The organism is Streptomyces sp. CA-106110 (assembly GCF_050936285.1).
Taxonomy (GTDB): Bacteria; Actinomycetota; Actinomycetes; order Streptomycetales; family Streptomycetaceae; genus Streptomyces.
Map to the genome: position 1 here is coordinate 6,877,730 of NZ_JBNJNB010000001.1, position 11,796 is coordinate 6,889,525.

Below are 11,796 nucleotides of genomic sequence, written 5' to 3' on the forward strand. Positions count from 1 at the left end.
AGGCCCTGTGCTCGGGGAGGCGCTGCGGGCTTCCCTGTGCTTCGTTCCTGCTCATGCCCACAACGCTACGTACCCAGTGGCACCGGAGTATGGTCCATTTCTATGAAAGACTCCCAGACCAATTCTGCGGACAAAGCAAGATCGCGATCTACGGAGCTGGGACTCTGACCCACTCCCAAGCGTGGCGCCCCGAGCATGCGACGTGGCGCCCCGGCTTCGCGGTGCAACTGGTCTCACAGGCGGCGCCCAGGGACCCGCCTGGCCGTTCGACGCGAAGTGAAAATGGTCCACACGTGTGGGCGGACGCACGCATACGCTCCGATCATGGCTGCAACAGCGCCCACGCCCGATGAACATCGGTGTCTTCCTCTCAGCCACTGACCTCGACGAGCACTACACCCTGACCACTCGCGAGTTTGCGGAACTCATCGGCAGGGCCGACCACGCCCTGGTGCGGGCGGATCCGATACCGGGCTGATCAAGATCGTCGCCGACGGAGTGCAGGCGCCGGGAGGGCGGCTCACGGCGATCTCGGTCGATCGACGTGAAGAACGTCCCAGGGCGTCCGAAGACGGACGAGCTGGACGCGGTCTGGCTGGCCAAGATCGCCGAACGCGGCGGGTCCGCGCCTCGTTCGTCCCACCGAAGCCGGTGCGACAGCTGCGGGACTACACCCGCACCCGCACCGTGTTCGTCCAGGAACGCACCCGGCACAAGCACCGCGTCGACAAGGCCCTGCAGGACGCGCAGATCAAACTGTCCGGCGTCGTCTCGGACCTGTTCGGCATGTCCGGGCGGGCCATGCTCGACGCGCTGGTCGCCGGAGAACGCAACCCGCGCACCCTGGCCGACCTCGGCAAGGGCAACCTGGTCAAGAAGAAGCCGGCCCTCATCGAGGCCCTGACCGGGCAGTTCGAAGACCACCACGCCCGGCTGCTGCCGGTGCTGCTGTCCACCGTCGACCACCTCACCGCACGGATCGACGAACTCGACCGGCTGATCGCCCGGACGCTGGAGGAGATCACCACCCCGCTAGGCAGCACAGGCACCGAGGAGGAGGCCACCTCGGTCAGTGCGCGGACTCTGGCCGAAAAGCTGGACGCTGTGCCCGGGATCGGGCCGACCATCGCGCAGATCATCCTCGCCGAGATCGGCGCGGACATGAGCCGTTTCCCCACCCCTGAACACCTGGTGTCCTGGGCCAAGTTGTGCCCCCGCACGATCCAGTCCGGAGCGAAGAACCCCTCGGGGCCGGCCGGGCAGGGAAACCCCTGGCTCAAGGGCGCGCTCGGTGAGGCCGCCAACGCCGCCGCCCGCACCGGCACCTTCCTCGGCGCCCGCTACCGGCGCATCGTCAAACGCCGCTGCCATGCCAACGCTCTGGTCGGCGTCGCCCGCTCGATTCTCGTCATCGCCTGACGCCTGATCAACGATCCAGATGCCGACTCCCAGGAGCTCGGTGTCGACTGGCACCGCCGTCACCTCGACCCCGCCAGCAAAACCCGCGACCTCGTCCGCCAGCTCCAGGCCCTCGGCCACCAAGTCTCGCACAGACCCTTCAGTTGGAGATCAGCGGCCCCGCTGTAGTTTGAGGACCGGTGGGTGGCGGCCGTGCCGTGGGGTGTTCGGCTTCGCGGGCATGGTTGCGCCGCCTGTGACAGGCGCGGGCGACGGCCTGGTGGCAGCGTCGCCACCAGGACCAGTGCAGGCCGTGGCGGATCCGCTCGGCCGGGGTGGGCTGGGGTGCCATCACCCACAGCAGTCGGGCGATTTCATACGCCGTGAACGCGATAGCGGCGGTGCCGGTAGGGCTGGTGGGATCGGCGAGGTCCCCCTGTGTGGCCGGGAGGCGTGTCCAAGCTGGCGTGCAGGATCTCCGCGACGCGGTCGGGGCCGGGGGCGGGCTCCTCGTCGCGGGTGGCGGCCGCGGCCTGGACAGCCAGGAAGGCCGCGGCCAGCTGGGCCAGGGTGATGTGCCGGTACCAGCCGTGGAAGGAACGCACCTCGTAATCGGCCATCCCGGCGGCCGACTTCGCGAGCTTGATCGCTTCCTCCACTCGCCAGCGGGCCCCGGGTACACAGACCAGCTCTTCCACGGTGGTCTCGGGCGGGCCCCAGGCCAGGTAGTAGTCGCGCCCGGTGGGGGTCTGCGGCCGTCGCCGGGCGATGAACCACCGCGCCCACGCCCCGTCGCCGGTCTCCGCCTCAGGGTCGGGGATAGGGCGTACCCACCACTGCCAGACGCGGGAGTCGAGCTGGGAGGGGCCGGCCGGCAGGGTGACCCAGTCGTCCTCGGCGGCGTGCCGCTCCACCAGCCTCGCGGCGTGCCGCCAGCCGGGACGGGGCAGCACCGTGTGGTTGGCCTGCACGTTCACCGCGTAGGGCAGATGGTGCTCCTCCAGGAAGACGCGGAAGGCGCCGTCGCGTCCATAGACCTCATCGGCGGCCACCCACACCCGGTCCTCGGGAAGGTTGGGCAGCGTACGGGCGATCATCTGCTCGGCCAGGCGGGGCTTGGTGGCGAAACCGACGGTGTCGGGGACGTGTGCGGCGCGGCAGCGGGCCCGGTCCTCGGTCCATTCCCGGGGCTGGTAGATCTCCCGGTCGATCAGTGCCTGCCCGCGTCCGGTGGCCCAGGCGGCCATCACCCCGATCTGGCACGGGAAGACCCCGCCGAGCGTGCCGGAGTACTGCCTGGCCACCCCGACCGAGGCCCGGCCCTTCTTGGCGAAGCCGGTCTCGTCGACCACCAAAACCCCCGCTCCGCCGGGCCCAGCTCCCCTCCCGCCGTCGTCCAGGCCATCGATGACGTAGCGTCGGGTGAAGTCCCGCAGCGCATCGACGTCCCAGACCGAGCGGTCCAGCAGATGCTGCTGCCCCCACGGCTCGGCGTCGCCGCCGTACTCGGCAAGCTGCCAGCCATTCTTGCGTGACACCGGGGAGAGCAGGCCGCGGATGCACCGCGCGGCCCGCATCCGCAGATCCGCCCGCGGGAAGATCCCGCCAACCTCCACCAGCAGGTTCTCCAACTGATCGGAGAACTCCTCGGCCCGCTCCCGATCGGTGATCTCCGGCATAATGTCCAGTAACTCCGCCTTCATACAAGGCAGTTACCCCCACACGATGACCGAGGAACTACAGCGGGGCCGCTGATCTCCAACTGAAGGGTAAGTCCCCACTGACGTACGTACGCAACCGCAGATCGAGCGGGTCACCGATCTCGTCCGTGGTGACGATCCACGGGCCGATCGGGCCGTGGGTGTCGAAGGACTTGCTGACCACCATGCCCGGCTCAAGCGCCTGCCAGTCGCGCACACTGACGTCGTTGACGATGGTGAACCCCGCGGTCACGTCCAGCACCGCGTTCTTCTCGTTCGGGACGTTCTTGCACCGCTTGCCGATCACCAGACCGAGTTCGCCCTCGTAGTCGATCTCGTCCGGGGCGATCGCCGGGATCCAGATCGGATCGCCGGGCCCGATGATGCTGGTCTGCTGCTTGTTGAACCAGGCCTGGCGGCTCGGCCGCTCCATGTGGGTCTCTTCAAGGTGGGCGGCGTAGTTGTAGCCGATGGCGAGAAACTTGGGCGGCCTGGGCACCGGCGCGCACAGTCGTACTTCCGACAGCGGCAGCCTCGGGGCCTAGCCGGCGGACGTCCACGCTTCCCTCGGACCGAGCTCCAGCAGATCGATCATCGTCTTTATCGATGGATCGGCTGCCGTCAGGTCCACCACTTCCTCATCGTCGACGAAACCGACATGCTGGCCGGCACCGGCGTCGAACGTCGCGAGTTTCATTGCTCACCTTTCGGTAGCAGTGCCCGTTCGACCGGCTTCCGCCGCTCGCAGATACGCCCTCACCAATTACGGCACGGGCCTCAACCTCCGGCAACTCGGGAACGGCCGGACTCCGGCGGCCCCGAGACGGCACCCAGCCGCTCCCCGAGTCGTCCCCGTTGCCGATGTAGCGGACCGGCCGATCGTCGACCCTGACCGGCTCACCGTCGGGGGCGTGTGGTTCGCTCACGCCGAGCGATTCTTCGTATCGGTGGGAGGACACGATGGCGGCGCGCGGAGTGCTCTTCGCCCTGGATGCCAAAGACGCTGAACGTCTCCTGGCGTGCCGGGAGGACGACGAGGTGATGGAACTCGTCGAGGAGATCGAAGAACGCTGGGACCTGGACCATCTCTGCGAGCTCGACAAGTCCTGGGACGCGCTGCACCGCTGCTTCACGGACGGCGATCTGTCCTTCGAGAACGGCGAGTTCCCGCTGTCGCACGTCATCCTGGGCGGCGTGCCGTTGTACGGCGGCGACGACTACATCGTCTGCTACGTCGACCCGGATGAGGTCCGCGAGGTCGCGTCCGCGCTCGAACCCCTCGGCGCGCAGTGGTTGCGCGATCGCTTCGCCACGCTCACGTTCGCCGACTACCAGGGCGCCGCTGACGCGGGAGACATCGCCTACACCCAGGTCTTTCTGCCCGGACTCCAGGACTTCTACCGTACGGCGGCGGAGAACGGCCGAGCGGTGATCTTCACGGTCGACCAGTAGACCGGGGCCGCGTCTGGACGAGGCGGCGGCGGTGCGACGAGGAGACCTGATCCTCCGCGCCACGGGCGTGGCAAGCCCGGTGACATCAGCCGGCCCAGCCGCGCGGTGATCCCGTGTTCGCGGCTCGACTCGACGTAGACAGCGAGCACCGCAAACACTGCCTGCACTGAGGCGTCCACGACCCCAACTGCCCACCCGCTCACGGCCGTACGGACGGGTGTTTCCAGCCTCGGTCCGTGCGCGCGAGCTCACGGAAGCCCGCGCCGAGGAGGCGGGCGAGGGCAGCCTGGTCGGTGGCCGCCTCGTACGCGCAGGAGCCGGTTGACCCTGCACAACCGGAGCCGGTCGGCGGCGTGGGCCGTACCGCAGCCATGCTCACTGCCCCCTCTTCACCGGGCTGCCCGTCCTCTGTTTCCAGCGGGTTCCTCGGCCATCGTCACTCGATGCAGGCGGTCGAACACGCCCTTCATCGAGACATCAGAGCAAAATGCGCGAACATGGCTGAAGTGGTCGTTTTGGTATGTGCCAGGGAGTCACGGAATGGACGCCTCGGACGAACTCCTTCATCAGCCTGAGCCGGCGGCTCTGCTGACGCTGGACGGATGCATCCGCGATCTCAACGTCGCGATGGCCACCGCGCTGGGCAGGCCGGTGGAGAAATGTCTGGGACGTGACTTCGGTGGTCTGTGGCCCGAAAGTCAGCAGATGTTGGCCGAGAATCTCGTGGCCCACGCCGCGAGGACGAAGACGATCGCGATGCGGGCGCTGGAGTTCCCCGGGCCGGACGGAGCCACCGTTGCCTGCTTGATCGAGGCGCGGCCGGTGGAGGATCCCGCACGTGGCGAGCGGCTGGTATGGGTGCACGCCCTGGACGCGCGAAACGACCTGGCCAGCCTGCTGATCCCGTTCCGGCTGGCGGCAAAGGCCAACGACCTCGGCCTGTGGATGTACTCACCTCAGGAGCAGCGGCTGGAATGGATGGGTGGCGCACCCACCCTGGCCGCGGTCTTCCCGGAGGCCACTGTCGCCATGTCCAGCGTGATCTCGCGAGTCCACCCTGATGACCGGGAGCCCCTGCGGCACCTCATGCGCTTGACCGCCTCCCAGTCCCCCTGGATCAGGTTTCGGTACCTCACCGAGCACGACGGCTGGCACCGACTGGCCGCCCAGATCCGCCGGATCCGGCTGGGGTATGACGGCCCCGAACTGATCTTCGGGATGGTCCGCGACGACACCAAGCAGGAGAAACGCAGGGAGAAACTGCAAGCCGCGCTGGGTGCCGAGCGAGAGCGCGCCGAAGAGATCGCCGACTTCTCCTCCGCCTTGATCGCCGCAGCGACGGAACAGGAACTGCACCAGGTCATCTTGACCCGTCTCACCGCGACCTTCGGCGGTGCAGGCGCTCTGCTCGCACTCGTCGACGACGACCGCCTGCGCGTCTGCGTCGATGCCGGAGTGGCCATGGAGAAGGTCGATGCCCTGCGCGGCCTGCGGCTGGACCAGCCGAGCCCGCTGCCCGAGGCGATACGCCGCGGCCGGGCGCAGTTCATCCCCGACCTGGACGACTACGTCCACCGCCGGCCGCATGGAGCCGGATTTCCATGGATCGACCGGCAAGGCAGCGACTACAGCATCTCCATCACGCCCCTCAGCTAGACCGGCAATCAGCCACTCGGGGCGTGGATGGTGTTCTTCGGCAGCGGACACCAGCCGTCCTTGGACGAGCGGACCCTCATGGGCACGCTGGCCGACCTGGCAGGCCAGGCGCTGCGGCGCATCAGGTTGCAGCAGGCGCGCGTTGAGCTGGCCACGGCGCTGCAGCAGACCATGCTGCCCAGGCTGCCCGCGCACCTGGCGGGCCTTGAGGTCGCCGCCCGCTACCGGCCCAGCCGGGACGGACTGGACATCGGCGGAGACTGGTACGACGCCTTCGTCATGCCCGACGGCGCGATCGCCTTGGAGATCGGCGATGCCCAAGGCCACGACGTGGACGCCGCTGCGGCCATGGGGCAGATACGCGCCTCCATACGCGCGATCGCCGCCCACGAACCGGATCCGGCAACCGTGCTGACGCGCGCCAACGAACTGCTCGTCACGATGGGCGTGGCACGGTTCGCCAGCTGCACCATGCTGCATCTCGACCCGCGCGACCGACGGATCATCGGCGCCAGCGCCGGCCATGTGCCGATGCTGTGCCCGCGCACGGACGGCAGCCACAGCATCCACGAACTGCCGGGCGGGCCGGTCCTGGGAATCCTGCCTGACACCGAGTACCGCGAGGAGAGCTTCATCCTGGACGAGGACAGCGCCCTGGTCATGGTCACCGACGGCGTGGTCGAGGGACCGGGTCTCACGCTGGAGGCCGGACTGGAGCGAGCCGGAACGCTGGCCGCCCAGGCACTTCGCGACGGACTGGACGCGGAGGGGACCGCCGACCGGGTCCTCGACGCCGCGGTCGCGGTGGACCACCTCGACGACGTGGCGGTGCTGGTCATCCGGCGTACGTGACTGCCGCGGGCCGGCGGACGCCATCGATCGGCCGAAGACGACGCCCACTCCGGCGCAGGCTTTGAGATCCAGCCTCGTCCTTGCCGGGCCTCATCCTTGTGCGAATCCGCCGGTGCTTCGCTGCTGCCCCTCGATCACGGCGCGGTGCAGGATGCCGCTCAGCCGCCAGACGACGGCGATCGTCAGCGCGGCGGCTCCGATGTGCAGAGCATCGCTGAGCATCACATGCCGCAGCGCCTGGCGGGCCTTGTCTGCTGTCACAGCGTGCTTCAGGGGCGAGTAGTCGAGCGTGGCCCAGTAGCCGGCGGCCAGAACGGTGAGCCACCACACGGTCAGCAGGGGGTTACCGCGACGGCGTCGCGCCTCTGGCTGGGCGGCAGCCCACAGGTCGTTGACGAACATCTTCGGTACGAACAGCTGCGCCAGTGGAATCAGCCAGCCGAAGAGCTCCCAAGCACGGTGGCGGCGCTGTCCCTGAGGCCAAACGGTCTCTGCGAGTGAGCGCATGCTGTCGAGCCAGAGGAAGAACAGCAGCATGGTCACGAGGAACGACCCCTGCAACCACCCGGTCAGGTTCCCGAACCACATGTCGGCCCTGACCAGAGCCTCGCCGTCGTCCGACTTCCTCAGCGGCAGTGCCTGTAGCACCTGGTACTTGTGCCAGCCTGCCACCTCGGTGGCCACCGTCAGCAACGCAAAGCAGACGAGCATGCCGCACGTCCATGGGGCGAGCCCACGCGGCAACGCCACTTTTCCACGCATGCCGTACCTCCGGAGGCCCGCTTGTGCGGACTTTCCGCAGGTCGCAGCGGATTTTAGTCGTTGGTCCGAACGGAAGTCACGGCCCGCTTGCCGGGCTTGACGTAGCCCTGGCGGGGTCGCCCAGACAGGAAGCCACGATGTCTGGGCCAGACGTCAAGCATCACCTGCCGCCGACTCGGCGAGTGACCTGCGGTGCGCTGCATGGGCCTGACTACTGCAAACTCGCCTGTCCGGTCCGTTGTTGACCGCTGCATGTGGCACGACTGCGGCACGCGGCCCTGCACCTGCTGAGCCCGGCGACGACAGGATCGGCTGATCTCGGCTGTCAGTGCAGGGTGCCAAGATCCCGGCATGGGCGTTCTTTTCGGCTACTTCGCCGCCGCTGACGACGACGACGCGGTCCGTGCCGTTGTGCGCGATGACGACGAGCCGACCGCGACGGGCTATGACGGGTTCGATGTCAATGCCATGGACCCAACCCTCGACCTGCTGCCGGCCGAAGTGCTCCTCACGGGCCGGACGGCCGAAGCAGTTCAGGCCGACCCCCGGCGCGGCCACCTGGTCGCCATGATCGAGGACGGGCAGCTCGTGTGCCTGTCGCTCACGGACTCCCTGCGTGATGCGCTCGCTGTGGCCGACCGGGCGTCGCTGCGAGGTATTGCCCTGGATTGGGCCGCATCAGACGTCTTCTCCACGGCGCCGGACCCGGACGGCCTTGCCGAGTTCCTCGACCGGGCAGCCGACTTGGCGGGCAGGGCGGTCGAACGAGGGCATCGTCTGTACTGCTGGATCTGTGTCTAGGGCCCTGTCCATGGCCGTTCACCTCCGACCGACACCTCTGTGATACCTGGCGCTGAGCTGACAAGATCCGACTATGCCGGTAGATCCCTTGCTGGCCAGGGCCCGTGCGTTGTGGGAGGGCCTGGCGGCAGCGCCCGTGTCGTTCGCACCAAGGGGAGGCGTCAGCGTTGTCGCCTCGCCTGAGTCGAGCCTTTGCCCTGCCGGCTGGGTCGGCGTCGTGTCCCTGGGCGGTGCAGCAATCGTGACCGCGTCAACCGAGCGCTCGGCAGCCTTGGTTCGGGATGGACTGGCGGCGCTGCCGGTGGAGGCGGTCACCGATGCCGACGCGGTGTGTGAGGTCTTGCCGGTAGTCCGGGTACTCGGCCCCGCCACGCTGTCCTACGCATCCCCTGACGCATTCCGTTCGGCCTCTCCGGGCGCCCTGGCTGTGCGGCGACTTCCTGGTGACCATCCTGATCTGCGAAGACTGGAGGTCGCCGCGGGCGAGGACGATGCCGGGGAGGCCGCTCTCAGGGACATCACCTCGCCGGCCTTCGTGATCCGCGCGGGCGGTGGGGTGGTCGCCGCTGCCGGATACCAAGCCTGGCCGGGTCGGGTCGCCCATATCAGTGTGTTGACCGATCCTGCCTGGCGGGGACGAGGCCTCGCTAAGGTGACGGCTTCGGCAACTGTGGCACACGCCCTCGCCGCGGGACTGCTGCCGCAATGGTGTGCTCGGCCACTCGCCTCTCGACGGGTCGCGGCCGCTTTGGGATTCCAGGAACTGGGCGCCCAGCTCAGCATCGAGCTCGCCTAGCCGGAAGCGCCTCCCGCAGGGATCGCGATTGCACTCACCTGTGGCGATGGCGCACAGACCTGGGCCACTTGCCCGCCCGCTGTGCATCCGCGTCGTCACACAGTCAGGCACGGTGGCGCCTGCCGGTCCGCTTCACCGGACTCGGCGCCGGCCCCTCGTGAGACGGCTGTACCCCTCAAGAGGGCCCGGCGGCCGGGGCCTCCGCGTGGGCGGTGGAGGTGGAGGGCTCGGGCGCGGCGTCTGTGCTGGTCGTGGCGCCGCGCCGTCCCGCCAGCCGGCAGCCGAGGCAGCCTGGGTGCCCCTCGCGTACGGTGCGGTCCCGCACCCAGGCACCCCACTGGTCCGCAGGTCGCGGGCCCGGCGGCTTGCCCCAGCCCGCGAGGTGCAGGACCCACACGACCAGTGCCGCCGCCGCCATGATGGCCGACCCGAGCCAGATCCCCGGGCGCCAGCCGACGACGCCCGCGCCGACGACCGTTGCGCCGACCGTGGCGATGCTGAAACCGGACCATCCGGCGATGGTGTGGCCTTCGTCGTGGTGACCGCTCATGTGCTGTCCTCCCCGCGCCGCCGCCAACGGCGCCTGGCAGTTGTCCCTTGGTGGGTGAGGAATCCGTCGTGCGTGTCATCCCCGTCCCAGTTAGCGCCAAGCAGATGCAGGCCGTCCACGGGCCGTACGGCACGCGCTTCACGGACATGCTCGCCGAGTACACGCCACTCTGACCGCACGTCACCCCTGCCAGACGTCGGCCACCGAAGGGGCCAGCGCGCCGGCTTGGGCATGGCCCGCGCGGGCGGCAGCCAGCCGGCGCGTGTCATCCGTCATGTCGCGGCCCATCACGCGGCGCGCAGCGCGGTCCGGGGACAGCAGGGTCACACGCGTCCCGCCGTCCGACAGTTCCGCGGCCTGCTGCGAGGCGCTCGGATGCGGCCCGACTGCCTGGGGGATCGGCACGACCGCCAGCACCCGGCGGTATCCGCGCGCGAGTTGGAGGTTGGCGGTCGAACGGCTGCCGCCGTCCATCCAGCGTCGGCCCGCCACGGTGACCGGCGGCCAGACGACGGGCACGGCACAGCTCGCCGCGACGGCCTCGAGGAGTGTCACTCCGGAGTGTGCGTCGAACACCTCAAGTTGTCCGGTCTGCGCGTCGATCGCTGTGATCCGCAGCTCTCGCTCGGGCCAGTCGTGCACGTCGCCCAGGAGTGTGCCGACCGTGTCGAAGACGTCGGACTCCGGGCCGGTCGGGGCGTGCAGCGCTGCACGGGCGAGGCGTTCGACGGACCGCTGGGGATCGCGGGAGCCGAGCGCCGCCCAGAGGAAGCGCGCTGTCTGGCGCGCTGTCACCGGGGGACGGACCGCGTCTGCCCCGGGGGACCGGCTGCGCGAACTGCTCGGTGAGTGCGAGTCCACGTACAGGGCACGTGAGTGCGGTGGGGCGGCCGCCCCACCGGGTCGCAGCCGCCGGCAGCTCGTGGAGAAGCCCGCCGTCCCAGCGGTCTCCGGCCTGCGCCGGCCCGCCCGTGCTCACTCCGCCGGGACGATCCGCCCGTCGCGTAGTTCCAGGACGCGGTCGGCGATGGCCAGGAGCTGGGGGTCGTGGGTGGCCACGAGGGCGGTGACGGCCTGGCTGTGGACGACCGCGCGCAGCAGTTCCATGACGGAGCGGCCGGTCTCCGCGTCGAGCTGCCCGGTGGGTTCGTCGGCGAGGAGGAGGGAGGGGCGGTTGGCGAGGGCGCGGGCGATGGCGACGCGTTGCTGCTGGCCGCCGGACAACTCACCGGGGCGCTGGGCGGCGTGGTTCTCGAGGCCGACCAGGCTGAGCAGCAGGGCGACGCGGTCCTCGCGTTCGCGGCGCTCGGTCCTGCGCAGGCGCAGCGGGACACCGACGTTCTCCGCCGCGGTGAGGACGGGCAGCAGGCCGAAGGACTGGAAGACGAAGCCGATGTGGTCGCGGCGCAGTTCGAGCAGTTCCTTCTCACCGAGGCCCACCAGTTCGGTCCCGGCGACGCGCACGCTGCCGGAGTCCGGGCGGTCGAGCCCGCCGACCACGTTCAGCAGGGTGGTCTTGCCGGAACCGGAGCGCCCCTTGAGCGCCACGAGCTCTCCGCGCGGCACAGCGAACGACACCTCGCGCAGGGCGTGCACAGCGGTGTCCCCGCGGCCGTAGGTCCGCGTGACCTGGTGAACCGTGACCATGTTGCCGTCCGGTGGTGCCGGTTCACCCCCCGTCGGGCCGTCCGCCCGGTCCAGCACCCGTTCGCTCATGGCGGTCAGCATAATCGCGCCTGTGGATCACCTGACAGACCCCTGACGGACGGGTACGTTGTGCCTCGTGTTCTCATGACCGCAGCAACAAAGGGAGAACAGGGGAGGCTTCG

12 protein-coding genes and 2 pseudogenes are annotated in these 11,796 nt (G+C 69.3%); 7 read left to right on the forward strand and 7 right to left on the reverse strand.

Annotation, left to right across the window (positions count from 1 at the left end):
• Nucleotides 1–349: 349 nt before the first annotated feature.
• Nucleotides 350–570: pseudogene (locus ACQEXA_RS31685) on the forward strand (TIGR00730 family Rossman fold protein); the annotation flags it as partial.
• Nucleotides 571–651: 81 nt separating this feature from the next.
• Nucleotides 652–1,419, forward strand: coding sequence for a transposase (locus ACQEXA_RS31690; RefSeq protein ID WP_433134663.1), 768 nt, complete (start codon nt 652–654; stop codon nt 1,417–1,419).
• 353 nt (nt 1,420–1,772) lie between these two features.
• Here the strand turns inward: ACQEXA_RS31690 and ACQEXA_RS31695 are convergent, their stop codons facing one another.
• The 3 genes from ACQEXA_RS31695 to ACQEXA_RS31705 are packed head-to-tail and all read right to left on the reverse strand — an operon-like array spanning nt 1,773 to nt 3,795.
• The gene (locus tag ACQEXA_RS31695; protein ID WP_432933157.1) at nt 1,773–3,101 is read right to left on the reverse strand and encodes an IS701 family transposase; all 1,329 of its coding nucleotides are present in this window, start codon (nt 3,099–3,101) and stop codon (nt 1,773–1,775) included.
• A gap of 34 nt (nt 3,102–3,135) precedes the next feature.
• Nucleotides 3,136–3,597, reverse strand: coding sequence for a fumarylacetoacetate hydrolase family protein (locus ACQEXA_RS31700; RefSeq protein WP_432929183.1), 462 nt, complete (start codon nt 3,595–3,597; stop codon nt 3,136–3,138).
• Between the two features lie 42 nt (nt 3,598–3,639).
• Entirely contained in the window at nt 3,640–3,795 is a 156-nt protein-coding gene (locus ACQEXA_RS31705; protein WP_432929181.1) for a hypothetical protein, read from the reverse strand.
• Nucleotides 3,796–4,058: 263 nt separating this feature from the next.
• Between ACQEXA_RS31705 and ACQEXA_RS31710 the strand changes: the two genes are divergently transcribed.
• The 3 genes from ACQEXA_RS31710 (at nt 4,059) to ACQEXA_RS31720 (ending at nt 7,058) form a co-directional block, all read left to right on the forward strand.
• The gene (locus ACQEXA_RS31710; protein ID WP_432929179.1) at nt 4,059–4,550 is read left to right on the forward strand and encodes a YfbM family protein; all 492 of its coding nucleotides are present in this window, start codon (nt 4,059–4,061) and stop codon (nt 4,548–4,550) included.
• 540 nt (nt 4,551–5,090) lie between these two features.
• Nucleotides 5,091–6,206: a PAS domain-containing protein gene (locus ACQEXA_RS31715; RefSeq protein ID WP_432929177.1), complete on the forward strand. Its 1,116-nt coding sequence runs from the start codon at nt 5,091–5,093 to the stop codon at nt 6,204–6,206.
• 60 nt (nt 6,207–6,266) lie between these two features.
• Nucleotides 6,267–7,058, forward strand: coding sequence for a PP2C family protein-serine/threonine phosphatase (locus ACQEXA_RS31720; RefSeq protein WP_432929175.1), 792 nt, complete (start codon nt 6,267–6,269; stop codon nt 7,056–7,058).
• Between the two features lie 90 nt (nt 7,059–7,148).
• Here ACQEXA_RS31720 and ACQEXA_RS31725 read toward each other — a convergent pair whose 3' ends face one another.
• Nucleotides 7,149–7,769 carry a DUF4328 domain-containing protein gene (locus ACQEXA_RS31725; RefSeq protein ID WP_432929173.1) on the reverse strand — a complete coding sequence of 207 codons (621 nt, stop codon included), beginning with the start codon at nt 7,767–7,769 and terminating at the stop codon, nt 7,149–7,151.
• A 402-nt stretch (nt 7,770–8,171) separates the two neighbouring features.
• On the opposite strand from ACQEXA_RS31725, the gene ACQEXA_RS31730 reads away from it, so the two are divergent.
• Both ACQEXA_RS31730 and ACQEXA_RS31735 read left to right on the forward strand, forming a co-directional pair.
• Complete coding sequence (locus ACQEXA_RS31730) at nt 8,172–8,621, forward strand: hypothetical protein (protein ID WP_432929171.1); 450 nt, start codon at nt 8,172–8,174, stop codon at nt 8,619–8,621.
• Between the two features lie 217 nt (nt 8,622–8,838).
• The gene (locus ACQEXA_RS31735) at nt 8,839–9,417 is read left to right on the forward strand and encodes a GNAT family N-acetyltransferase (protein WP_433131774.1); all 579 of its coding nucleotides are present in this window, start codon (nt 8,839–8,841) and stop codon (nt 9,415–9,417) included.
• Between the two features lie 175 nt (nt 9,418–9,592).
• Here ACQEXA_RS31735 and ACQEXA_RS31740 read toward each other — a convergent pair whose 3' ends face one another.
• The 3 genes and pseudogenes from ACQEXA_RS31740 to ACQEXA_RS31750 all read right to left on the reverse strand — a co-directional run bounded on the left by ACQEXA_RS31740 (nt 9,593) and on the right by ACQEXA_RS31750 (nt 11,683).
• Nucleotides 9,593–9,967 (reverse strand): HGxxPAAW family protein, encoded by a 375-nt coding sequence (locus tag ACQEXA_RS31740; protein ID WP_432929167.1) that lies wholly within the window; start codon nt 9,965–9,967, stop codon nt 9,593–9,595.
• Between the two features lie 180 nt (nt 9,968–10,147).
• Nucleotides 10,148–10,786: pseudogene (locus tag ACQEXA_RS31745) on the reverse strand (patatin-like phospholipase family protein); the annotation flags it as partial.
• Nucleotides 10,787–10,942: 156 nt separating this feature from the next.
• Complete coding sequence (locus tag ACQEXA_RS31750) at nt 10,943–11,683, reverse strand: ABC transporter ATP-binding protein (RefSeq protein WP_432929165.1); 741 nt, start codon at nt 11,681–11,683, stop codon at nt 10,943–10,945.
• Nucleotides 11,684–11,796: the final 113 nt, after the last annotated feature.

Coding starts and splice junctions, on each gene's coding strand:
- ACQEXA_RS31715 (WP_432929177.1), top strand. CDS start 5,091: ATGGACGCCTCGGACGAACTCCTTCATCAGCCTGAGCCGGCGGCTCTG.
- ACQEXA_RS31750 (WP_432929165.1), bottom strand. CDS start 11,683: ATGAGCGAACGGGTGCTGGACCGGGCGGACGGCCCGACGGGGGGTGAA.
- ACQEXA_RS31730 (WP_432929171.1), top strand. CDS start 8,172: ATGGGCGTTCTTTTCGGCTACTTCGCCGCCGCTGACGACGACGACGCG.
- ACQEXA_RS31705 (WP_432929181.1), bottom strand. CDS start 3,795: ATGAAACTCGCGACGTTCGACGCCGGTGCCGGCCAGCATGTCGGTTTC.
- ACQEXA_RS31740 (WP_432929167.1), bottom strand. CDS start 9,967: ATGAGCGGTCACCACGACGAAGGCCACACCATCGCCGGATGGTCCGGT.
- ACQEXA_RS31710 (WP_432929179.1), top strand. CDS start 4,059: ATGGCGGCGCGCGGAGTGCTCTTCGCCCTGGATGCCAAAGACGCTGAA.
- ACQEXA_RS31695 (WP_432933157.1), bottom strand. CDS start 3,101: ATGAAGGCGGAGTTACTGGACATTATGCCGGAGATCACCGATCGGGAG.
- ACQEXA_RS31725 (WP_432929173.1), bottom strand. CDS start 7,769: ATGCTCGTCTGCTTTGCGTTGCTGACGGTGGCCACCGAGGTGGCAGGC.